Origin of the sequence: Streptomyces sp. CY-1 (genome assembly GCF_047218265.1) — a bacterium.
GTDB classification, from domain to species: domain Bacteria; phylum Actinomycetota; class Actinomycetes; order Streptomycetales; family Streptomycetaceae; genus Streptomyces; species Streptomyces niphimycinicus.
This window is the reverse complement of sequence record NZ_CP178393.1, coordinates 3,098,335-3,119,973: the sequence shown is the minus strand read 5'-3', so window position 1 is coordinate 3,119,973 and position 21,639 is coordinate 3,098,335. Positions and strand designations below refer to the sequence as shown.

Sequence of the window (21,639 nt, the reverse complement as noted above, 5' to 3'; positions counted from 1 at the left end):
GAGACCCGGGGCTCCCCCGGGGAAGCCGTCCCGCCCGGTCAGCTATGGCCCATGATGGCGCGCGGGCGGTAGGGGTCCTCCAGACGGGCCACCTCCGCCTCGTCGAGCGTCAGCCCGACCGCCGCGACCGCGTCCTCCAGATGCCCGATCTTCGTGGCCCCCACGATCGGCGCGGTGACCGCGGGCCTGCCGAGCAGCCACGCCAGCGCGACCCGGGCGGGGGAGACCCCGCGCTTCTCGGCGACCGCGCGGGTGGCGTCGAGTATGGAGAACTCCGCGTCCGCGTACCACTTCTCCACCAGCGGATCGTTGCCCGCCCGGACCGTGGTCCCGGTACGGTCCCGGTCGCGGGTGCCCGCCAGCAGCCCGCGCGCCAGCGGGCTCCAGGGGATGACACCGACGCCCTGGTCCAGGCAGAGCGGGTTCATCTCCCGCTCCTCCTCCCGGTAGAGCAGGTTGTAGTGGTTCTGCATGGAGACGAACCGGGTCCAGCCGTGCGCCTCGGCCGTGTGCTGCGCCTTGGCGAACTGCCAGGCGAACATGGAGGAGGCGCCGATGTACCGGACCTTTCCGGCCCGCACCACATCGTGCAGCGCCTCCATCGTCTCCTCGATGGGCGTCCCGGGGTCGAAGCGATGGATCTGGTAGAGATCCACATGGTCGGTGCCCAGCCGCCGCAGCGAGGCGTCGATGCCCGCCAGGATGTGCTTACGGGACAGCCCGCGGTCATTGGGGCCCTCGCCCATCGGGGAGTAGACCTTCGTGGCGAGGACATAGTCGTCGCGGCCGGGGAACAGCTCCCGCAGCAGCTCGCCGGTGATCTCCTCGCTCCGGCCCATCGAGTACATGTCGGCGGTGTCGAAGAAGGTCACCCCCTCCTCGACCGCGCGCCGCACGATCGGCCGCGCGTCGTCGATGTCCAACTGCCAGGGCCGGTGTTCGGGGTTGCCGTAGCTCATCATGCCGAGGCAGATCCGCGACACCTTGATGCCCGACGCGCCCAGCCGTGCGTACTCCATGCGTCCGCTCCTCCCGCCCATCCGTCCGTTCGGCCGATCCGTCACAGCAGACCACCCCGGCCGCCGGATGTCAGCCCGGTGTGACGAAACCGCTTTCGTACGCGGCGATCACCGCCTGGGTGCGGTCCCGCACCCCCAACTTGGTGAGCACCGCCCCCACATGCGTCTTGACCGTGGCCGGTCCCACCGCCATCCGGGCCGCGATCTCGGAGTTGGACAGCCCGTCGGTCATCAGCCGCAGCACCACCGCCTCCCGCTCGGAGAGCCGCTCGCCCAGCGCCCGCGCGCTCGCCTCGCGGTCCGGGCCGCGGGCGGCGGCGTGCTCGGCGGCCAGCGCCCGCACCGCGGCCGGGAACAGCAGCGAATCGCTGCGCGCCACCAGCCGCACCGCCTGCACCAGGTCCTCCGCACGGGCCCGCTTGAGCAGAAAGCCGCTGGCCCCGGCGCGCAGCGCGTCATACACATAGCTGTCGTTCTCGAACGTCGTCACCACGATGACGCGCGGCGGGTCCGCCATGGTGCCCAGGATCCGCTCGGTGGCGCGGATGCCGTCGACATCGGGCATCCGGACGTCCATCAGCACGACGTCCGGGCGCAGTTCACGGACCACCGGTACGGCCTCGGCGCCGCTTCCGGCCTCGCCGACGACCTCCAGGTCCGGTTCGCTGGAGAGGATCGCGCGCAACGCGGTGCGCACCATCCGCTCGTCGTCGACCAGCACGATGCGCAGCGGGGACGACGGTTCGCCCACCGGGGACGGCGGGGTGCTCATCGGGACGCCTCCAGCGGGAGCCGGACCGTCAGCCGCCAGACGCCGTCCACGGTGTCCCAGGCACAGGTGCCGCGCAGCAGGGTGGCTCGCTCGGCGATGCCGCGCAGCCCGCGGCCGCCGGTGGGCCGTGCCCGGGTGGCTCCGTTCACCGGGTTCTCCATCGTGATCTCCACCTTCTTCGGGTCCTCGGCGATCCGGAGCCGCACCGGCACCCGGCCCGCGTGGCGCAGCGCGTTGCTGAGCCCCTCCTGGACGATGCGGTACGCCTCGCGGGAGACGACGGGCGGCAGCCGGTCCAGTGCGCCCGGGGCCGTCAGCTCGACGGCGACGCCCGCGGCCCGGGTGCGGGCCAGCAGCCCGTCCAGATCCATGAGGGAGGGGGCGGGGGCGGGGGCCGGACGGTCCTCCCCTTCGCGTAACAGGCCCAGCACGCTGTCGAGTTCGCCGACCGCGTTCCGGGTGGTCTCCTCGATGGCCGCCAGGGCCTCCCGGGCGAAGTCCGGATCGGTATCGAGGACCTTACGGGCCGCGCTCGCCTGGAGGGTCACCGCGCTCAGCGCATGGCCGACCGAGTCGTGCAGTTCGCGGGCGAGCCGGTTGCGGGCGGCCAGCCGGGTGGCCCGCTGCTCGGCGGCGGCGAGCCGCTCGGCGGGGGCCGGGCCGAGCAGCGCGGGCGCACAGCGGGCCAGCAGCGCCCCGGCGGCCGCGGCGATCCCCATGATCACGCCCAGCAGCAGCACCCCGGCCAAGGGCGCCAGCGCGGAGGGGGCCGAGGCGAAGGCGTGCGGCCAGCCCTCGTCGACGTACGAACCGTCGGTGAACGGCAGGGCGATCAGCATCGCCGAGGCGGGCAGCAGGGACAGGGTGAGCCCGCTGACCAGCCCGCCGATGGCCAGATGCAGCCCGTACCAGAGCAGGGTGCGGGCGCGCGCGTCCCATGACCCGGCGGGCCCGGCCGCGAGTTCCGCGGACTCCGGAAGCCCGCACAGCGAGCGCGCGGCGGTGGCCTCCAGGGGGCGTACGAGCGGGAGCAGCGCGGTCGGCACGGCCAGCGGCAGGGCCAGGCCGAAGGTGCCCAGTTGCCACACCAGGGAGGTGAAGGGAACGGCGTCCCGCAGGAGCATCGCGAAGACGACGCCGGTCAGCAGGTAATACGGCATCAACAGGGCGCCGCCGAGCACCAGATGGACCCAGCGCAACTGGGCCCGGCGGCCGGCCACCGCACGGACCGCCCGCCGCCACCACGCCCCGGTCACGGGGCCCGGTGCGCTGCCGCGCCCCCGGCGGGGCCGCACTCGCGGAAGAGGCGCCCGCCGCCGGTGAGGACGGGTGATCCGAGGGTCATCCGCACAGCGTAGGTCAGCTTCATCGGCGCGGTCGGCTCCTTGGCGGGCGGGCGGGTGCCGGACGCGTCCGTCCGCCGGGAAGGGTGTAGGTCACGGGGACCAGCCTCGCGGCGCGGCGGGCGCCGCGCCTCACCCTGTCCGACGATCCGCCTCCGCCGCGTGGCGGAGCGGGCCGTCCTCCCATGGGTCAAAGACGGCGCGTCGCGAGGGTGAGCCGGTCCCGGGCGTCGAACAGCGCGTCCTTGATCATCTGCTCATGGGTGGGGGTGAGCCGGGCCACCGGCACCGAGCAACTGATGGCGTCGCGCGAGGGGGTGCGGTACGGGATGGCGATGCCGAAGCAGCGCAGCCCCAGCGTGTTCTCCTCGCGGTCCACCGCGTACCCCTGCTCCCGGATCAGGTGCAGCTCCTCGATCAGCTTCTCGCGGTCGGTGATGGTGTGCTCGGTGAGCTGCCCCAGGGTCTCCGGCAGCAGCTTGCGCACCTGCTCGTCGGAGTACGTGGCCAGCAGCGCCTTGCCCAGCGAGGTGGAGTGGGCGGGCAGCCGGCGGCCGACGCGGGTGAAGGGGCGCAGATAGTGCTGCGACTGCCGGGTGGCGAGATAGACGACGTTGGTGCCGTCGAGGCGGGCGAGGTGGATGGTCTCGGTGGTGTCGTCCGAGAGCCGGTCCAGGGTGGGGCGGGCGGCGGCCACGACCTCGTCGCCGTCGATATAGGAGGTGCCGACGAGCAGGGCGCGCACCCCGATGCCGTAGCGGGTGCCGGTGGCGTCCGTCTCCACCCAGCCGAGCTCCACCAGGGTGCGCAGCAGCATATAGAGGCTCGACTTGGGATAGCCCACGGCCTCCTGGACCGCGGCGAGGCTGTGCATTCCGGGCCGGCCGGCGAAGAACTCCAGCAGTTCGACCGTGCGGACAGCCGATTTGACCTGGGCCCCGCCCGTCTCGGTAGCTGACATCGCCTTGACCCCTCTGTTCGACCAGCCATAGAGTCCCGAGGGAAATTCATCACCCGGGACAGCGTTCAGCATATCGAACACCGTCGATGTGTGGGACGCAAGCAGCGGTAACACCACAGCAGGAGGAATCCGCGGTGTCAGCACCAGTGTGGAGCGTCGACCCCCGAACCGGAAAGCAGCGGGAGCAGGTAGCGGTCGAAGCCACGGCGGAGGAGGTCGATCGCGTGGTGCGCGCGGCCCACGCCGCCCGCGGCTCCCTGGCCGACCGTACGGTGCGCGCCGCCCTGCTGCGCACCGCCGCCGACCTCCTCGACGAGGCCCGCGACCAGTTGGTCGAGGCCGCCGACGCGGAGACCGCGCTCGGCCCCGCCCGGCTCACCGGCGAACTCGCCCGCACCACCTACCAACTGCGGGCTTTTGCGACCATCGTGGACGAGGGCGCCTTCCTCGACGTCCGTATCGACCACGCCGACGCCACCCAGACCCCGCCCTGGCCCGATCTGCGCCGCTACAAGCTGCCGCTCGGCGTCGTCGCCGTCTACGCCGCCAGCAACTTCCCGCTCGCCTTCTCCGTGCCCGGCGGCGACACCGCGAGCGCCCTGGCCGCCGGCTGCCCGGTCGTCGTCAAGGCCCACCCCGACCACCCCGCCACCTCCGAGGTCGCCGCCGCCGCGCTGCGCCGCGCGGCCGAGCGGGTCGGGGTGCCCGCCGATGTGATCGCGGTGGTGCACGGTTTCGAGGCGGGCATCGAGCTGGTCGGGCATCCGCTGATCGCCGCCGCCGGCTTCACCGGATCGGTGCGCGGCGGCCGCGCCCTGCACGACGCGGCGGCCTCCCGGCCGGTGCCGATCCCCTTCCACGGCGAGCTGGGCAGCCTCAACCCGGTCGTGGTCACCGAGGCCGCGGCCGCCGAGCGCGGCGACCAGATCGGCGCGGGGCTCGCGGGCTCCATGACGCTGGGCGTGGGCCAGTTCTGCACCAAGCCCGGCTTTGTGCTGGCCCCGGCGGGACCGGCGGGCGACGGCCTGGTGAAGTCCCTCACCGAGGCGGTCAGCAACACCGACGCGGGCGTTCTGCTCGACCACCGGATGCGGGACAACTTCGTCGCCGGGGTCAAGGAGCGCGCCGAGCTGGCGGACGTGGAGGCCCCGGTCACCCCCGGCTCCGGCGGCGAGCACACGGTCAGCGCGGGCTTCCTGACCGTCCCGGCGCGGCGGCTCACCGAGGACGGCCCGCACGATGTGCTGCTGGAGGAGTGCTTCGGCCCGGTGACGGTCGTGGCGCGCTACGAGAGCGACGACGAGATCAGCGCGGTGCTCGGCCGGCTCCCGGGCAACCTCACCGCCACCGTCCAGATCTCCGCCGCCGAGGGCGAGGGCACCGAGGGCCGGGCCGGTGCGCTGATCGCCGAGCTCACCCCGCTGGCCGGACGGGTCCTGGTCAACGGCTGGCCGACCGGTGTCGCCGTCGCCCCGGCCCAGCACCACGGCGGCCCCTACCCGGCCACCACCTCCACCTCCACCTCGGTCGGCGGCACCGCCATCGAGCGCTGGCTGCGGCCGGTGGCCTATCAGGACACCCCGGCCGCCCTGCTGCCGCCGGAGCTGCGGGACGAGAACCCGCTGGAGCTGCCCCGGCGGATCAACGGCATCCGGGAGCAGCGCGGCTGAAGCCCCGGAACGACCTCCGGGAGCAGCGCCGCTGAAGCCCGGACCGACGGCGCGGCCGCCGGAACCGCGGACCTGACCCGCGGTTCCGGCGGCCGATTCACCGGTGCGGTCACCCGGGCGCCCCGCCCGGCATGGGCATCGCCGCAGGTCGGCGGGGATCCATAAGGTTCCCTTGAAGGCACCCGACAGGGAATCGCGATGGACGCCGGGGTGAGCCCGTTCCATAGTTGATGGATATGGAGAGCCTGGCGGGCGCCGAATTCGCGCCACACACGACGTATCTCACCACCGCGTCCAGCGGTCTGATCCCCGCACGCTCCGCGGCCGCCGTGAAGGCGGTCCTCGACGACTCGGCCGCCGGACGGCCCGTCGTCGACGTGGCCTTCGAGGCGGTCGAGGAGAGCCGGGCCGTCTACGCCCGGCTCGTCGGCGTACCGGCGCGGCGGGTCGCGGCGGGCAGCTCGGTCGCCGTCTACGCGGGGATGATCGCCACCTCGCTGCCGCCCGGGGCCGAAGTCATCGTCGCCGACGGCGACTTCAGCTCCCTGGTCAACCCCTTCGCCGTCCGCGGCGACCTCAAGCTGCGCATCGTGCCGCTGGAGGAGATCGCGGAGGCGGTACGGCCCGGTACGGCGCTGGTGGCCGTGTCCGCGGTCCAGTCCGCGGACGGGCGGATCGCCGATCTCGCCGCCATCGGGGAGGCGGCCCGGACCCACGGGGCCCGCACCCTGGTGGACACCAGCCAGGCGGCCGGCTGGTTCCCGGTGAACGCCGACGAGGCCGACTACACGGTCTGCGTGGCCTACAAGTGGCTGATGTGCCCGCGCGGGGCCGCGTTCCTGACCGTCCCCGAGGACCTCGGCGAGCTCACCCCCGTCTTCGCGGGCTGGGTCGCGGGCGAGAAGCCCTGGGAGAGCTGCTACGGACCGGTGGCCGAACTCGCCCACTCCGCCCGCCGCTTCGACGAGAGCCCGAGCGTGTACTCCTACGTGGCGGCCCGGCACTCCCTCGCGCTGATCGAGGAGCTGGGCACCGAGACCATCGCCGCCCATGACCGCGCGCTCGCCGACCGCTTCCGGGCCGGGGTCACCGGGCTCGGCCACCAGCCCGTCGCCGCCCCCGGCTCGGCCATCGTCTCCGTACCGGGGCTGGGGGACGCCGCGTCCCGGCTGGCGGAGGCGGAGGTGCATGTCTCGGCGCGGGCCGGCAACCTCCGCGCCTCCTTCCACCTGTACAACACGGCGGCCGATGTGGACCGGCTGCTGGAGGAGTTGTCCCGCTGAGGCGGTCTCCCGGGACCGGAACGGGGATAGAGCGGGGATAGAGCGGGGCTGGAAAAAATCTGAGGGAAGCCGGGGCACTCCGGCTTCCCTCAGATCACGGACGTCAGCTCAGCGCACGGCGGTGATCACCGTACGGGCGTGAAGTCCCTTGCCCCGATGAATTCCGGCCGGGGGACCGGTGCCGCGAACGGCTCCACCGCGGTGTTCTCCACGCTGTTGAACACGATGAAGACGTTGCTGCGCGAGTAGGGCGTGATGTTGTCGCCCGAGCCGTGCATGCAGTTGCAGTCGAACCACGTCGCCGAACCGGCCTTGCCGGTGAACAACTTGATGCCGTGCTTGTCGGCGAAACCGGTGAGCGCCTCGTCGGACGGGGTGCCCGCGTCCTGCATCTGGAGCGACTTCTTGTAGTTGTCCTTCGGCGTCTCGCCCGAGCAGCCGAGGAACGTACGGTGCGACCCCGGCATGATCATGAGGCCACCGTTGGTGTCGTAGTTCTCGGTCAGCGCGATCGAGACCGACACGGTCCGCATGTTCGGCAGCCCGTCCTCGGCGTGCCAGGTCTCGAAGTCCGAGTGCCAGTAGAAGCCCGAGGCGCCGAATCCGGGTTTGACGTTGATCCGGCTCTGGTGGACGTAGACGTCCGAGCCGAGGATCTGCCGTGCGCGACCCACCACTCGCGGGTCGCGCACCAGGTTCGCGAACACCTCGCTGATCCGGTGCACCTCGAACACCGACCGTACGTCCTGCGACTTCGGCTCGATGATCGAGCGTTCGTCGGCGCGCACGTCCGGGTCGGCGACCAGCCGGTCCAGCTCGGCGCGGTAGACCGCGACCTCGTCCGGAGTGATCAGCTCGTCGATTGCCAGGAAGCCGTCGCGATCGAAATCGCTGAGCTCGGACGGTTGCAGCGGCCCGGGGGCGCCGGGGTCGGACCACACCACGGGGTCCACGCGCGGCGTAGCGACCTCCATGGCCCCACGGGTCGGGTACAGGTCAGTGACCGCGGTCATCGGATCATGCCTCCTCGGTCTCGGTGATCAGCGGGTATACGCCGTTCTCATCATGGTCCTCCCGTCCCGTGATCGGCGGGTTGAATACACAGACGCACCGGAAGTCCGTTTTGGGGCGCATTGTGTGCTTCTCGTGCCCGTTCAGCAGATACATGGTGCCGGGCGTGATCCAGTGCTTCTCACCGGTCTCGTCGTTGGTGAGCTCGGCCTCACCCTCGACGCACAGCACCGCCTCGATGTGGTTCGCGTACCACATCGAGGTCTCGGTGCCCGCGTACAGGGTGGTCTCGTGCAACGAGAAGCCGACGCCTTCACGGGCGAGCACGATGCGCTTGCTCTCCCAGGTGCCGGTCTTGGCCTTCACATGCCTCTCGGTGCCCTCGATGTCCTTGAAGGATCGGACGATCACGGTGAGTTCTTGCCTTTCTCTTCTCTGCGGTACGGGAGGGTTATGCGGTCTCGCGGACCGCGCGGGCGAGGGTCCGCAGCCCCTCGTCCAGGTCATCGGGGGAGATGGTCAGCGCGGGCAGCAGCTTGACGACCTCGCTCTCGGGGCCGGAGGTCTCCACCAGCAGCCCCAGCTCGAAGGCGCGCTTGCAAACGGCCGAGGCGCGCGGCTTGTCCTCGAACTCCAGGCCCCACACCAGGCCACGGCCGCGGAAGTGGGTGCCGGACTGCTCCTCGCAGATGGCGCGCAGGGCCTGCTCGACCTGCTCGCCGCGGGCCAGGGTCTGCTTCTCCATCTGGCCGTCGGCCCAGTAGGTGTCCAGGGTCGCGGCGGCGGTGACGAAGGCGGGGTTGTTGCCCCGGAAGGTGCCGTTGTGCTCGCCGGGCTCCCAGATGTCCAGCTCGGGCTTGAAGAGTGCGAGCGACATCGGCATGCCGTAGCCGCTGATGGACTTCGACACGGTCACGATGTCCGGGGTGATGCCCGCCTCCTCGAAGGAGAAGAAGGCGCCGGTGCGGCCGCAGCCCATCTGGATGTCGTCGACGATCAGCAGCATGTCCTGGCGCTCGCACAGCTCGGCCAGGGCGCGCAGCCACTCGGGCCGGGCCACGTTGATACCGCCCTCGCCCTGCACGGTCTCGACGATCACGGCGGCGGGCTGGTTGAGGCCGGAACCCTGGTCCTCCAGCAGCCGCTCGAACCACAGGAAGTCCGGGACCGTGCCGTCGAAGTAGTTGTCGAACGGCATCGGGGTGCCGTGGACCAGCGGGATGCCCGCACCGGCGCGCTTGAAGGCGTTGCCGGTCACGGCCAGCGAGCCCAGCGACATGCCGTGGAAGGCGTTGGTGAACGAGACGATGGACTCGCGGCCCTTGACCTTACGGGCCAGCTTCAGCGCGGCCTCGACGGCGTTGGTGCCGGTCGGGCCCGGGAACATGACCTTGTAGGGCAGATCGCGCGGGCGCAGGATGTTGTTCTGGAACGACTCCAGGAACGCGCGCTTGGCCGTGGTGGACATGTCCAGGCCATGGGTGACGCCGTCACGCTCGATGTAGTCGATCAGCGCCCGTTTCAGCACCGGGTTGTTGTGGCCGTAGTTGAGCGACCCGGCTCCGGCGAAGAAGTCGAGGTAGGTGTGGCCGTCCTCGTCGAACATGTGGCTGCCCTGCGCACGGTCGAAGACGGCGGGCCAGCCACGGCAGTAGCTGCGCACCTCCGACTCCAGGGCCTCGAAGACGCTCAGGGCGGGCGGGGTGATGGTCACAGCGTTCTCCTGGGAGAGGGGTGTGAGGGGGGTGAGGAGGGAGGATCGGGGTGATCGGGGTGTGATCAGGTCCGGTCCGCGCGCGGCCCGAGCGGGCCGAGCGGACCGATGCGGTAGAGCACCTCGGGCTCGTGCCCACCGTCGGGGAAGAGGCCGCCGTGGAAGAGCACCTCGCGCTCGAGCGGCGCTTCGTGCCGTTCGGCGAACGAGGTGAACAGCCGGTTCGAGGCGGTGTTGTCAGGGGTGATCGTCGTCTCGATGCCGCGGACGCCCGCCGTGGCGACCCGCGCGACCAGCCCGTCCAGCAGGGTGGCGGCCAGTTTGCGGCCACGCCAGGCGTGGTCGACGGCGACCTGCCAGACGACGAGGGTCTCGGGGCGCTCGGGCCGGACGTAACCGGTGATGAAGCCGACCGGTCCGCCGTCGGCGTCGCGCGCCACAACGGATGTGGCGGCGAAGTCGCGGCACCACAGGAGGTAGCTGTAGGAGGAGTTGAGGTCCAGGGTTTTGGAGTCGCGAGCGATTCGCCAGATCGCGGCTCCGTCCTCGACGCGCGGTGTGTCGAGGGTGAGGCCCTCCGGCAAATCCAATTCGCTACGGACTAGGTCTGCTTGTGCGGCGGTCATGCAAATTCAATTTACCCAGCAGAATCAGAAAATGCATCGTGGTGGGGGGTTACGTGGAGGGGGGTCGATGTGTTATCACGCGGGAGCGCGCGTGCGCGCGGCCGTTGGCCGAAAGGCGGTAATTTGTAGGGGAGTTACTTGGGCAAAGCGGATCGCCTGTGTGGTCCGTCACATATATGTAACCGGCCGATGACCGTCTTGAATTACGGGACCAGGAACCCGTGAAAAATTTTTTGTTTAGGAATCGCAATGGCGGGCAGACGAATGTGGAAGCAGTAGCGGAAAAACGCGGAGAATTTCTGGCCACGCCGCCATGAATTCAATCCCCCACAGTGAACCGAGGGAAGTCGCCGCGGACCGCGAAGGCCCCGGAGGCGCCGTTGCCCGAGGCCGAGTACGCGTCCCGGCCGGTGTCCCGGTCCCCCTCGGAGTGGTTGTACTGCCCCGCGAAGACATACCGGCCCGCGCGTACGGTCGCGCCCTTCCGGAGCGTCCAGCGATAGACCAGCACGCCGTCCTCGATGCGGGTGGCGGTGGCCATATCGCCGGTCGGCAGCGAACTCCAGGACCCGGTGGACACCACATCCCCGGTGTCCGCGACCCGCAGCTCCACCGTCAGCGAGGTCAGCGGCCTACCGATGGTGAGCGTGATGTCACTCTGCGCCCAGTACGGATTGGAATGGGCGTTGATGGCGCCCCTGGAGCGAACGGTCGGCTCGGCGAGATGGTTTGGACCGGCCGCGGTGGGAAAGGCGCTCGGCGTGTGCCGCTCAGCATCGCTCTGCGACCCGGCGCCCGGCTCCTCCCCGGGCCGCTTGTCCGCGCCCGCGCCCGCACCGGCCGGAGGCGCGGGAGGCTCGCTCGAGGTGCGCACCGTCTGCGGCCGCTCGGCACCGTCCATGGCCACCACCGCGATCCCCGTCGCCACGACCGCCGCGGCCAGCCCGGCGACCGGGCCCACCAGCCGGGTCGGCCAGGTCCGGCGCGGGCTCGTCCGCGCGCTCCGGCCGCGGCCCCGGTCGTCGGCCGCTATGCCCGCCGTGACCCGGGCCAGCATCCGGATCCGGTCCGGCTCATGGGAGGCGGCGGCCGTACGCAGCTCGGCGACGACACCGCGGCCCTCGGGGCGCTCGCGATGCTCGATCATCAACCGCCCCCTCCCGCATGCCCGGCGTGGCCCATATGACCCGAGTGGCGAGCGGGTCCTGGGTGGCCTGTGCGGCCCTTGTTCCCGGAGCGGAGCGTTCGTACCGTCTGCTCGGCCTCCGTCGCCCCGGGCAGCTCGCCCTCGCCGTCCGCAGGGCCGAGCAGCCGCTCCAGCTCGGCGATTCCACGGGAGGTCTGGCTCTTGACCGTGCCCACCGAAATGCCCAGCGTACGGGCCGTCTCCCGCTCGGAGAGGTCGAAGGCGTGCCGCAGCACCACACATGCGCGCTTGCGGAACGGCAGCCGGACCAGCGCGGCCTGCACATCCACCACGGCGGACACATCCGGATCGTCCACATGGTCGGAGCGCTGCGAGGAGAAGAGCGCCACCCGCCGCCGCTCGCGCACCAGACTGCGGATCCGGGAGCGGGCCAGGTTGGCGACCACGCCCCGGGCGTACGCGGCGGGGTGGTCGGCGGCCCGCACCCGGTCCCACTGGTGCCAGACCGCCACCAGCGCGTCGGCCGCCAGGTCGTCCGCCCCGTCGGAGCTGCCGAGCAACAGATGGGCGAGGCGGGCCAGTTCGGCGTGGTGCCGCTCGAAGAAGTCCCGGAATTCGGCCTGTGGGTCGGTGGGGTGCCGCGGGTTGGGCTGTGGGTCGGTGTGCGCGTCGGCCGATAATGCGTCGGCCGATAAGCCGTCGGGGTCCTCCGGTGCGTGGGGCGCTCGCGCGGTGCCCGCGGCGGCCGCGTCATCGGCGGGAGCGTTCACGAGGACCTCCTCACTGCCCCTCCTCCGGTGGGTTGCGTGAGCGTAGCAGCGCTGCGCATGTTGTTCGAGTGGCGCCGTTCCAGCTCCTGGGAATTGGCCGGTCAACGCCCTGTCCCGGTCTCGTACAGTGCCTTGTATGAGGGATAGCGCGGTGCTCCACATCAAGGGCCGGGTCCTGGTCGGACCGGACACCGGCGACGCTGCCGGGGACGTCCGGGACGAGCTGTGGGTGGTCGACGGCAGGATCACGTTCGAGCGGCCGGCCGGGGCCAGGGACATCCGGCTGGTCGAGGGCTGGGTGCTGCCCGGCCTGGTCGACGCCCACTGCCATGTCGGGCTCGACGCCCATGGGGCGGTGGACGATTCGACGAGCGAGAAACAGGCCCTGACCGACCGCGACGCCGGGGCGCTGCTGCTGCGGGACGCCGGATCACCGGCCGACACCCGCTGGATCGACGACCGCGAGGATCTGCCCCGCATCATCCGGGCCGGCCGCCATATCGCCCGCACCAAGCGCTACATCCGCAACTACGCGCATGAGATCGAGCCGGAGGACCTGGTCGCCTATGTGGCCGCGGAGGCGCGGCGCGGCGACGGCTGGGTCAAGCTGGTCGGCGACTGGATCGACCGGGAGACCGGCGACCTGGGCGCCTGCTGGCCGCGTGGCGCGGTCGAGGAGGCCATCGCGGAGGCGCACCGGCTGGGCGCGCGGGTCACGGCGCACTGTTTCGCCGAGGAGAGCCTCGCGCCGCTGGTCGAGGCGGGGATCGACTGCGTCGAGCACGCCACCGGGCTCACCGAGGAGACCATCCCGCTGTTCGCCGAGCGGGGCGTGGCGATCGTCCCGACCCTGGTCAACATCGCCACCTTCCCCCGGCTGGCGCTGGGCGGCGAGGTCAGGTTCCCGCGCTGGGCCGACCATATGCGGCGGCTGCACGCGCGCCGGTACGAGACGGTGCGGGCGGCCTACGACGCGGGCATCCCGATCTACACCGGCACCGACGCGGGCGGCGGCCTGGCCCATGGACTGGTCGGGCAGGAGGTGGCCGAGCTGGTGAAGGCGGGCATCCCGGCGCGGGACGCGCTCTCGGCGGCGACGTGGGGGGCGCGGACCTGGCTGGGACGGCCGGGGCTCACCGAGGGGGCCTCCGCCGATCTCGTCGTCTACGACGCGGATCCGCGCGCCGATGTGCGGGTGCTGACGACGCCGCGGCGGGTGGTGCTGCGAGGCCGCGTGGTCGGCTGACCGGGCGCGGGGGCGGGCCGATCGGGCGCGGGGACGTGTGGGGCAGGGGGTCCTGAGGGGGCTCCTGATGGGAACGTGGCTCGAACGCGGCGGCGAACCACACCCATTGGGATGAACGGACATCATGTGTCTGCCTGTTTACCCTCAGTGCGCAAATATGGCGTGGTCGAGGCCGTCGGCGCCCGTGGAGTCCCCCGCGGCAGGCGCCGGCGGCTCCATGTCTCCTGTGGGGGTCAACTCACGTGTCCTGTTCAAGTAACACCTCCTTCGGCATGCCCACCCGCCGTCTGGCGGCCGCCACTGCCGCTGCCGCGGTCTCCGTCCTGGGCCTGCTGCCCGCGGCGACCGCGCAGGCCGACACCGGTGCGACCACCGGTAAGGCGGGTGCGGTCGTGCTCCGCACCGATCTCGATGTCTCCCTGCTCAACAAGACCGTCACGGCTCCGCTCTCGGTCGTGCTCAACGAGGTGCACGCACCCGCGACGGCCAGCAAGACGGCGCTCACCGCGACCCTGGACGGCGTGGACGGGGGCCGGCCGTTCAGTGTGCTGCGGGCCGATGTGGCCACCGCCCGGGCCGCCACGGACAAGCAGCGCTCCGAGGGGTACTCCAACCTCGTCAACGCCAAGGTCCATGTGCCCGGTCTGGCCGGGGTGCCGCTGATCTCGGTCGAGCAGGTGACCTCGAAGGCGGTATGCGCCGCCGGGAAGCGGCCGACCGCCCAGTCCAACCTGCTCGGCAGCGTCAGCGTGCTCGGCAGGAAGGTCACCCTGGCCACGAGCGGCACCACCACGGTGGATGTGCCGGCGCTCGGCCAGGTCCGGCTCGATCTGTCACGGACGGCCACCACCTCGCGCACGGCGGCGGCCACGGCCCTCAACCTGAAGGTCTCGGTGAACCCGCTCAAGCTCAATGTCTCCGAGGTCGAGGGTCAGGTCACCCTCGCCCGGGCAACCTGCGAGGCGCCTGTCGCCGCGGCGGTTCAGCCCAGCCCGAGCGTGGCCCCGCAGACCACGCCCGAGCCGAAGCCGGAGCACCTGGCCGAGACCGGTGGCAGCTCGGCCACGCCGTATCTGGTGGGCGGCGCCGTACTGCTGCTCGCCGCGGGCGGCGGAGCCGTCGTCCTGGCCCGCCGCCGGCGCGCCGGCGCCGGCGGCGACGCGGGCTGACGGCTGACGCCTGACGGATGACCTGGCCTGGCCCATTGGGTCCGGTGCCCGTGCCGTACCCAACGGCTCGGGCGCCGGACCTGGGGACGGGCGCCCGGGGTGCCGTAGTGGGCCCCGGGCTCGGGCAAGCTGTAGGTGACCGCGCGCCACTCCGCGCGGTACGCGGTCAGGCGGGGCGGTGGGACCGCGTAGTCAGGCGGCCGATTCGGCGATGGCCTTCGCCAGGGCGATGACGAAGCGGTCCGTCGTGGCGCGGTCGCGGACGGCGATGCGGAGCCAGTTCGGGCCCAGGCCCGGGAACGTGTCACCGCGGCGGACCGCGAAGCCCAGCTCGCGCAGCCGGGTGCGGATCGCCGCCGCGCCCGGCAGATGGATCAGCAGAAAGGGTCCGGCCGCCGGGCCGCACACCCGCACCTCCGCCAACTCGGCCAGCCGGTCGGCCAGATGGGCCCGGTCGGCGGCCGTACGGTCGGCGGCCCGCGCGGCCTCGGCGAGGGCGGGCGGGGCGCAGCATGCCTCGGCCGCCGTCAGGGCCGGGCTGGACACCGGCCACAGCGGCTGGACCCGCTCCAGCGCCGTGATGGTGTCCGGCTCCGCCAGCACATAGCCGATCCGCAGCCCCGCGAGCCCCCAGGTCTTGGTGAGGCTGCGCAGCACCACGAGCCCGGGCACATCGGTGCGGGCCGCCAGCGACTCGCGCTCGTCCGGGACGGCGTCCATGAACGCCTCGTCCACCACCAGGGTCCGTCCCGGCCGGGCGAGACCGGCCAGGGCATCGGCCGGGTGGAGCACGGATGTGGGGTTGGTGGGGTTGCCGATCACCACCAGATCGGCGTCCTCCGGCACCGCGTCCGGGGCCAGTTGGAAGCCGTTCCGCGCATCGAGGAGCACACGCTCCACGGTGTGCCCGGCGTCCCGCAGCGCCGCCTCCGGTTCGGTGAACTGCGGATGCACCACCACCGGCCGCCGGGCCGCGATGGCGCGGGCGAGCAGGACGAACGCCTCCGCCGCGCCCGCCGTCAACAGCACCCGGCCGACCGGAAGCCCATGGCACGCGGCGACCGCCTCCCGCGCCGCCCGCCCGTCCGGATAGGCGGCCAGCCCCTCGAGGGAGGCGGCGATACGGGCCTTGAGCCAGTCCGGAGGCGTACCGGCCCGGACATTGACCGCGAGGTCCGTCAGGTCGGCATCGGCGCCCCGCACCTCCGCGTCCCCGTGATGCCGCAGATCGAACCCGGCGCAGGCGCCATCGGCGGCCGGGGCGGCGGACCCGCTCGTGGGCAGGCCCGCCGATGGGTCAGTGGACATCGGCGTGGGTATCGGGATGCGCGAAGGCATGGGCCTCATCGCCGAACCCGGCACGCCCGGCGGTGTCGGCCACCTCCTCATAGCGCTCCAGGACGAGGTCGGCCAACTCCTTTGCCGGGCCGATGACATCGGCGGAGACCACCTCCACCTCGGGGTGGGCGAGCCCCCAGCCCTCCGCCTGCTGCCGCACCCGCTCCAGGGTGTCACCGGCGAACAGGAAGTACGGCAGCACCACGACCCGACTGGCCCCCAGCCTGGCGCAGCGGTCCAGGCCCGAGGCCACATCCGGTGCGGCGAGCGAGGAGAAGGCCACCTCGACGCCCGCGAAGCCACGGCCCTCCCACAGCAGCCGGGCGGCGCGGTGCACCTCGGCGTTGGCCTCGGGGAGCGGCGAACCGTCGCCCACCAGCAGCACGGTGGTCTCCGCGCGGTCCGAGGGCAGCCGGGGCCGGCTGCCCAGCGCCTCGTCGAGCCGCCGCTCCAGCACGCTCAGCAGCGTGCGGTGCGGGCCGAGCGGCCGGGCGGAGGCGAACGAGGCGTCGGCATGGCGCTCCGCCTCCTGGGCCAGTGCGGCCGCGATGCCGTCTCTTGGGGGAGCGGCCGGGATCAGCGTCAGCGGGACGACCGCGAAGCGGCTCACTCCCTCGCCGACGAGCCGGGTGACCGCACCGGACAGCGGGTGGCTGCCCGGTCCGGTGAGGCCACCCGCCACGGGCAGATCCGGGTGGCGTTCGGCCAACTCCCTTACGAATGCGTGAAAGGCGGTGGCATGCCTTTCGTCTCGCGTGCCGATGCCTGCGAGGAGCAGGGCGGGCGGGGTCGTCACGAGGTCTCCTTGGTGCAGGTGGTGCGGGTGTCACGGTCAGCAGGGGGCGGCGGGCTGTTCCGCCCTGAGACGTTACTGACCTGCGTCGGGATGGTCGACGGCAGGTCTTCGCTGCCCGTCCTGCCCGGATTTGACCGCCGCCGGGCGGCGAGCGACGGCGCAGGTGGCCATACCGGGGCGGCCGTGCGGCGCGGACTTCCGCTTGGCGACGAGCAGTTCGGCGCCAGGACCGGCGGCCAGCAGCGCGGCGGCCTCGGCGACGGCGGCCGTGCCCATGGCCGCGAGGGCGGCCGCGGACGGGTTCGGCACCTCCACCGCGGCCAGCGCCGCCGCCGGATATCCGCGCAGGGGCACCCCCAGCCGCTCGGCCGCCATCAGCAGTCCGGCCTCCCCGGCCTTGGCCTCCACGGTCGCCAACTCGGCCACGCCGCCTGGTGAAAGGCCCGCCTCCGTCAGGACCGTCTCGACCAGCCCGATCACCTCGTCGACGGACACACCCCGGCCGGCCCCGACCCCGACGACAAGCGGTGCCCCGGGCAGAGGACACTCCCTGCCCCGGCCGATGACCTCCACGTCAGCCCACCGCCTCGGCTCAACCGGCAGGCGACACACATCTGTCGGCGAACCGGGCCGCCGCCCCTGGGACCGAGGCCCAGTGCACATGCAGATACGAGGCATGCACATTTCCCTGTGCGAACCCTTCGGTACGACGCTCCGGGTGGACGAGCCCCCAGGCGGGCTCCGCCCCCGCTCCGGGCACGATGGTCGTGCGGTGGAACTCATGGCCGCGCACCCGCGTCCCCGCGGCGGCGAGGGCGGTGTCGGAGATGGCCACGGCCTCACGGTAGCCCAGCGTCAGACGTTCCGACATCTGTGCCTCGGCGGCCAGCACCCCGCACATCGGCTCCCCGTCCAGCGAACGCGCCAGATACAGCAGGCCGGCACATTCCGCGGCGATGGGCGCGCCGGAGGCGGCGAGCCTCGCGACGGCTGCCCGGAGCGGCTCGTTCGCGGACAGCTCGGGGGCGTAGACCTCCGGGAACCCGCCGCCGATCACCAGACCGCCGGTGCCTTCCGGGAGGCGCTCGTCCCGCAGCGGATCGAAGGGCACGACCCGCGCCCCGGCCGCCGTGAGCAACTCGGTGTGCTCCGCGTACGAGAAGGTGAACGCGGCCCCGCCCGCCACGGCGACCACCGGCCGCGCCGCGCGCCCTCCCCGGCCCCCGGCACCGGGGGCGGCCGCCCCCGCCCGGCGCATCTCCTCCTCCGGATCCCAGACCGGCTCGGACAGGGGCGGTGCGCTGCGCGCAAGCGCCAGCAGCCCGTCGAGATCGCAGCCCTCCCGCACCCGCGCCGCCAGCGCGGCCGCCGAATCGACCGCCTCCGCCCGGCGCTCGGCCACCGGCACCAGACCCAGATGGCGGCTCGGTGCCCGCACCTCCCGCATCCGGCGCAGCGCGCCGAACACCGGCACTCCGCACCCCTCCAGCGCCTCCCGCAGCATCACCTCGTGACGGTCCGAACCGACCTTGTTGAGAATCACCCCCGCGACCCGCACCTCTGGGTCCCAGGACGCGAAGCCATGCACCAGCGCGGCCACCGAACGCGACTGCGACGACGCGTCCACCACCAGCACCACCGGCGCCCGCAGCAGCTTGGCCACATGCGCCGTCGAGGCCAGCTCGCCCTGCCCGGCCGCCCCGTCGAACAGCCCCATCACCCCTTCGACCAGGGCCAGATCGCAGCCCGCCGCCCCATGCAGGAACAGCGGGGCGATCCGCTGCGGACCGCACAGATAGGCGTCCAGATTCCGGCCCGGGCGCGCGCCCCCGGCCCGGGACCGCCCGGCCGAGGAGGCGGCCGAGGAGATCGCGAGCGCGTGATAGCCAGGGTCGATGTAGTCCGGGCCGACCTTGTGCGGGGACACGTCCAGACCGCGCTCCGCGAAGGCGGCCATGAGCCCCGCGGTGACCGTCGTCTTCCCGCTGCCGGAGGCGGGAGCCGCGATCACCAGACGCGGGATACTCACCACTCGATGCCTCGCTGGCCCTTCTGACCGGTGTCCATCGGATGCTTGACCTTGGACATGTCGGTGACCAGGTCGGCGAAGTCCACCAACTGCGCCGGTGCGTTACGCCCCGTGATGACGACGTGCTGCGTCCCGGGCCGGTCCCGCAGCACCGACACCACCTCGTCGGGGTCCACCCAGCCCCAGTGCATCGGATACGCGAACTCGTCCAGCACATAGAGCCGGTATGTCTCCGCCGCGAGATCGCGCTTGACCTGCTCCCAGCCCTCGCGTGCGGCCTCCTCGCTGGAAGCCATGTCGCGCTGGACCCACGACCAGCCCTCGCCCATCTTGTGCCATGCGACGGTCCCCCCTTCGCCCGAGTCGCCGAGGACGCGCAGCGCACGCTCCTCACCGACCCGCCATTTCGCGGACTTTACAAACTGGAATACACCGACCGGCCAGTTTTGGTTCCATGCCCGCAGCGCCAGCCCGAACGCCGCGGTCGACTTGCCCTTGCCCTGACCTGTGTGGACGAACACCAGCGGACGGTTGCGGCGCTGGCGGGTGGTCAGCCCGTCGTCCGGGACGACGGTCGGTTGTCCTTGCGGCATCAGGCGGCCCTCCGAGGGTTCGATACGGTTCGTACATCGCGCACCAGCGCGGTCACGCTGTCCGCGCGCAGCTCGTCCAGCGTCACCGGCGTGGCCCGCAGTTCACGGGCGAGCGCGCCCGCCAGCCCCAGCCGCACCGGCCCCGACTCGCAGTCCACCACCACCGAGGCGACCCCGTCGCCCGCGAGCATCCGCGCCGCGCGCCCGGCCCGCTCGACCGGCGTGGGCCCGCCGGACCGCTTCGCCTCCGTGGCCCGCCCGTCGGTCACCACGACCAGCAGCGGACGGCGTGCGGGATCCCGCAGCCGCTCCACCCGCAGCACCTCCCGCGCCTTCAACAGCCCGGCCGCCAGCGGCGTACGGCCGCCCGTCGGCAGCCGCTCCAGCCGCACGGCCGCCGCGTCCACCGACGAGGTGGGCGGCAGCGCCAGCTCGGCGTCCGAGCCCCGGAAGGTGATCAGCCCGACCTTGTCCCGCCGCTGGTAGGCGTCGAGCAGCAGCGACAGCACCGCGCCCTTGATCGCGCTCATCCGCGTCCGCGCGGCCATCGAGCCCGACGCGTCCACCACGAACAGCACGAGATTGCCCTCCCGGCCCTCGCGCACCGCCTCGCGCAGATCGTCCCGGCGCACCAGGAGCCCGGGACCGCGCCGTCCGCGCGCCCGCTGATGCGGGGCGGCCGCCCGGACCGTCGCCGTCAGATGCAGCGCGGAGAGCGTCCCCCGGGGGCGGCGCGCCCCGGTGGTGCGGCCGTGGGCGCTGCGGGCCCGCGACCGGCGCCCGGCCGCGCCCTCGCCCAGACCGGGGACGTCGAGCCGCCGGGTCCGGAACGGCTCGGCGGCGCCCACGGCCGCCCGCTCACCGCCGCCTCCGCCAGGACCTTCGTCCGCCCCGTCGTCGCCATCGGCCCGGGCGGAATCGGTCTCGCGATCGGCCGTCTCGTGCTCACCCGTGCGCTGGTCGGGAACGGACGGCTCGGGTGCGGCGGGCGGCGCCTGCTCCCCGGCCCCGTCGCCCGCGTCCTCCTGGGGACCGCCGCCGGGGCCGTCGGGGCCGCCCGGGCCGTCGTCCGGGCTGTCGGGGCCCTCCGGGCCCGGGTCGGGATCCGGCTCCGGCTCGTCCTCCTCGAACTGCCGCAGGATCTCGTCGAGTTTGTCCTCGTCGAGCCCCGGCGCGTCGAACGGAGCCCGCCGCCGGCGGTGGGGGAGCGACAGCAGCGCCGCCCCCCGTACGTCCTCGGTCCGCACATCGGTGCGTCCGGCCCAGGCGGCCAGCGCGGTCGCCGTACGGGCCGTCACGATGTCCGCGCGCATCCCGTCCACCTCGAACCCGGCGCACACCGCCGCGATCTGCCGCAGCGCGCGGTCGCCCAGCCGCACCCGCGGCAGCAGGGCGCGCGCCGCCGCTATGCGCTCCCGCAGGGCCTCCTCGTCCGCCGCCCAGCGCGCCGCGAACCCCTCGGGGTCCTCGTCGTAGGCCAGCCGCCGCCGCACCACCTCGACCCGCTCATCGGTGTCCCGGGACGCCGCGACCTCCACTGTGAGACCGAAGCGGTCCAGCAACTGCGGCCGCAGCTCGCCCTCTTCCGGGTTCATGGTGCCCACCAGCAGGAAGCGCGCCGCATGCCGTACGGACACCCCCTCGCGCTCCACGTAGGAGGCGCCCATGGCGGCCGCGTCGAGCAGCAGGTCGATCAGATGGTCGTGGAGCAGGTTGACCTCGTCGACGTAGAGCACCCCGCGGTGGGCGTCGGCGAGCAGTCCGGGCTCGAACGCCTTCACCCCCTCCGACAGCGCCCGCTCGATGTCGAGGGCGCCGACCAGGCGGTCCTCGGAGGCGCCCACGGGCAGTTCGACCATCCGCGCGGGGCGCGCCTCGCCGGTGTCCGGCTCATGGGGCCCGTCCGGGCAGGACGGGTCGGGCGCGGCCGGATCGCAGGAGAACCGGCACCCGGCCACCACGTCGACCGCGGGCAGCAGCGCCGCGATCGCTCTTACGGCGGTGCTCTTGGCCGTGCCCTTCTCCCCGCGCACCAGGACGCCGCCCACGGCGGGTGAGACGGCGTTGAGGAGCAGGCCGAGCCGCAGACCGTCCATGCCGACGATCGCGCTGAAGGGGTAGGTGGTGGTCACGCGGCGGTACCTCCTGGTGT

The 21,639-nt window shown here is 72.7% G+C and carries 20 protein-coding genes; 4 read left to right on the top strand and 16 right to left on the bottom strand.

The window, feature by feature from the left end; genetic code table 11:
* Window positions 1-38: 38 nt before the first annotated feature.
* The 4 genes from ACK1X7_RS13415 to ACK1X7_RS13400 form a co-directional block, all read right to left on the bottom strand.
* A complete protein-coding gene (locus tag ACK1X7_RS13415; protein ID WP_385148196.1) occupies window positions 39-1,019 on the bottom strand; it encodes an aldo/keto reductase in 981 nt (326 codons plus the stop codon).
* Window positions 1,020-1,089: 70 nt separating this feature from the next.
* Complete coding sequence (locus ACK1X7_RS13410) at window positions 1,090-1,791, bottom strand: response regulator transcription factor (RefSeq protein ID WP_385148199.1); 702 nt, start codon at window positions 1,789-1,791, stop codon at window positions 1,090-1,092.
* The gene (locus ACK1X7_RS13405) at window positions 1,788-3,047 is read right to left on the bottom strand and encodes a sensor histidine kinase (RefSeq protein ID WP_385148202.1); all 1,260 of its coding nucleotides are present in this window, start codon (window positions 3,045-3,047) and stop codon (window positions 1,788-1,790) included. Before ACK1X7_RS13405 ends, ACK1X7_RS13410 begins: the two co-directional genes overlap by 4 nt.
* A 277-nt stretch (window positions 3,048-3,324) precedes the next feature.
* Complete coding sequence (locus tag ACK1X7_RS13400) at window positions 3,325-4,095, bottom strand: IclR family transcriptional regulator (protein WP_014059811.1); 771 nt, start codon at window positions 4,093-4,095, stop codon at window positions 3,325-3,327.
* A 134-nt stretch (window positions 4,096-4,229) separates the two neighbouring features.
* On the opposite strand from ACK1X7_RS13400, the gene ACK1X7_RS13395 reads away from it, so the two are divergent.
* Window positions 4,230-5,765 (top strand): aldehyde dehydrogenase (NADP(+)), encoded by a 1,536-nt coding sequence (locus ACK1X7_RS13395; protein WP_398159286.1) that lies wholly within the window; start codon window positions 4,230-4,232, stop codon window positions 5,763-5,765.
* Between the two features lie 236 nt (window positions 5,766-6,001).
* Window positions 6,002-7,048, top strand: a complete 1,047-nt coding sequence (locus tag ACK1X7_RS13390; RefSeq protein WP_390793037.1) for an aminotransferase class V-fold PLP-dependent enzyme — start codon at window positions 6,002-6,004, stop codon at window positions 7,046-7,048.
* A gap of 125 nt (window positions 7,049-7,173) precedes the next feature.
* Here the strand turns inward: ACK1X7_RS13390 and thpD are convergent, their stop codons facing one another.
* From thpD to ACK1X7_RS13360, 6 genes are all read right to left on the bottom strand, one after another.
* The gene (thpD, locus tag ACK1X7_RS13385) at window positions 7,174-8,061 is read right to left on the bottom strand and encodes an ectoine hydroxylase (protein ID WP_137965247.1); all 888 of its coding nucleotides are present in this window, start codon (window positions 8,059-8,061) and stop codon (window positions 7,174-7,176) included.
* A 4-nt stretch (window positions 8,062-8,065) separates the two neighbouring features.
* Window positions 8,066-8,470 (bottom strand): ectoine synthase, encoded by a 405-nt coding sequence (locus tag ACK1X7_RS13380; RefSeq protein ID WP_361505265.1) that lies wholly within the window; start codon window positions 8,468-8,470, stop codon window positions 8,066-8,068.
* A gap of 40 nt (window positions 8,471-8,510) precedes the next feature.
* The gene (ectB, locus tag ACK1X7_RS13375; RefSeq protein WP_385146176.1) at window positions 8,511-9,773 is read right to left on the bottom strand and encodes a diaminobutyrate--2-oxoglutarate transaminase; all 1,263 of its coding nucleotides are present in this window, start codon (window positions 9,771-9,773) and stop codon (window positions 8,511-8,513) included.
* A gap of 65 nt (window positions 9,774-9,838) precedes the next feature.
* Window positions 9,839-10,399: a diaminobutyrate acetyltransferase gene (gene ectA, locus ACK1X7_RS13370; RefSeq protein ID WP_093460852.1), complete on the bottom strand. Its 561-nt coding sequence runs from the start codon at window positions 10,397-10,399 to the stop codon at window positions 9,839-9,841.
* A gap of 319 nt (window positions 10,400-10,718) precedes the next feature.
* Window positions 10,719-11,546 (bottom strand): hypothetical protein, encoded by an 828-nt coding sequence (locus ACK1X7_RS13365; protein ID WP_385146178.1) that lies wholly within the window; start codon window positions 11,544-11,546, stop codon window positions 10,719-10,721.
* Window positions 11,546-12,316, bottom strand: a complete 771-nt coding sequence (locus ACK1X7_RS13360) for a SigE family RNA polymerase sigma factor (protein ID WP_398159285.1) — start codon at window positions 12,314-12,316, stop codon at window positions 11,546-11,548. The genes ACK1X7_RS13365 and ACK1X7_RS13360 overlap by 1 nt, the downstream gene beginning before the upstream one ends.
* A gap of 136 nt (window positions 12,317-12,452) precedes the next feature.
* On the opposite strand from ACK1X7_RS13360, the gene ACK1X7_RS13355 reads away from it, so the two are divergent.
* A complete protein-coding gene (locus tag ACK1X7_RS13355) occupies window positions 12,453-13,562 on the top strand; it encodes an amidohydrolase family protein (RefSeq protein WP_385146182.1) in 1,110 nt (369 codons plus the stop codon).
* 272 nt (window positions 13,563-13,834) lie between these two features.
* Window positions 13,835-14,731 carry an SCO1860 family LAETG-anchored protein gene (locus ACK1X7_RS13350; RefSeq protein WP_385116360.1) on the top strand — a complete coding sequence of 299 codons (897 nt, stop codon included), beginning with the start codon at window positions 13,835-13,837 and terminating at the stop codon, window positions 14,729-14,731.
* 192 nt (window positions 14,732-14,923) lie between these two features.
* On the opposite strand, the gene cobC is transcribed toward ACK1X7_RS13350, so the two are convergent.
* The 6 genes from cobC to ACK1X7_RS13320 form a co-directional block, all read right to left on the bottom strand.
* Window positions 14,924-16,039 (bottom strand): Rv2231c family pyridoxal phosphate-dependent protein CobC, encoded by a 1,116-nt coding sequence (gene cobC, locus ACK1X7_RS13345; protein ID WP_390793006.1) that lies wholly within the window; start codon window positions 16,037-16,039, stop codon window positions 14,924-14,926.
* Window positions 16,029-16,865 (bottom strand): sirohydrochlorin chelatase, encoded by an 837-nt coding sequence (locus ACK1X7_RS13340; RefSeq protein WP_385146186.1) that lies wholly within the window; start codon window positions 16,863-16,865, stop codon window positions 16,029-16,031. The genes cobC and ACK1X7_RS13340 overlap by 11 nt, the downstream gene beginning before the upstream one ends.
* 72 nt (window positions 16,866-16,937) lie before the next feature.
* A complete protein-coding gene (locus ACK1X7_RS13335) occupies window positions 16,938-17,360 on the bottom strand; it encodes a cobalamin biosynthesis protein (protein WP_385146188.1) in 423 nt (140 codons plus the stop codon).
* 97 nt (window positions 17,361-17,457) lie between these two features.
* The gene (locus ACK1X7_RS13330; protein ID WP_413115121.1) at window positions 17,458-18,897 is read right to left on the bottom strand and encodes a cobyrinate a,c-diamide synthase; all 1,440 of its coding nucleotides are present in this window, start codon (window positions 18,895-18,897) and stop codon (window positions 17,458-17,460) included.
* Window positions 18,891-19,487: a cob(I)yrinic acid a,c-diamide adenosyltransferase gene (cobO, locus tag ACK1X7_RS13325; RefSeq protein ID WP_014059794.1), complete on the bottom strand. Its 597-nt coding sequence runs from the start codon at window positions 19,485-19,487 to the stop codon at window positions 18,891-18,893. Before cobO ends, ACK1X7_RS13330 begins: the two co-directional genes overlap by 7 nt.
* Window positions 19,487-21,619, bottom strand: a complete 2,133-nt coding sequence (locus ACK1X7_RS13320) for a putative cobaltochelatase (RefSeq protein ID WP_390793009.1) — start codon at window positions 21,617-21,619, stop codon at window positions 19,487-19,489. The genes cobO and ACK1X7_RS13320 overlap by 1 nt, the downstream gene beginning before the upstream one ends.
* Window positions 21,620-21,639 lie beyond the last annotated feature (20 nt).

Bases quoted from the DNA above. Each gene is read 5' to 3' on its own strand.
- ACK1X7_RS13415 (WP_385148196.1), bottom strand. From the start codon at position 1,019: ATGGAGTACGCACGGCTGGGCGCGTCGGGCATCAAGGTGTCGCGGATC.
- ACK1X7_RS13410 (WP_385148199.1), bottom strand. From the start codon at position 1,791: ATGAGCACCCCGCCGTCCCCGGTGGGCGAACCGTCGTCCCCGCTGCGC.
- ACK1X7_RS13400 (WP_014059811.1), bottom strand. From the start codon at position 4,095: ATGTCAGCTACCGAGACGGGCGGGGCCCAGGTCAAATCGGCTGTCCGC.
- ACK1X7_RS13390 (WP_390793037.1), top strand. From the start codon at position 6,002: ATGGAGAGCCTGGCGGGCGCCGAATTCGCGCCACACACGACGTATCTC.
- thpD (WP_137965247.1), bottom strand. From the start codon at position 8,061: ATGACCGCGGTCACTGACCTGTACCCGACCCGTGGGGCCATGGAGGTC.
- ectA (WP_093460852.1), bottom strand. From the start codon at position 10,399: ATGACCGCCGCACAAGCAGACCTAGTCCGTAGCGAATTGGATTTGCCG.
- ACK1X7_RS13365 (WP_385146178.1), bottom strand. From the start codon at position 11,546: ATGATCGAGCATCGCGAGCGCCCCGAGGGCCGCGGTGTCGTCGCCGAG.
- ACK1X7_RS13355 (WP_385146182.1), top strand. From the start codon at position 12,453: ATGAGGGATAGCGCGGTGCTCCACATCAAGGGCCGGGTCCTGGTCGGA.
- ACK1X7_RS13350 (WP_385116360.1), top strand. From the start codon at position 13,835: ATGCCCACCCGCCGTCTGGCGGCCGCCACTGCCGCTGCCGCGGTCTCC.
- cobC (WP_390793006.1), bottom strand. From the start codon at position 16,039: ATGTCCACTGACCCATCGGCGGGCCTGCCCACGAGCGGGTCCGCCGCC.
- cobO (WP_014059794.1), bottom strand. From the start codon at position 19,487: ATGCCGCAAGGACAACCGACCGTCGTCCCGGACGACGGGCTGACCACC.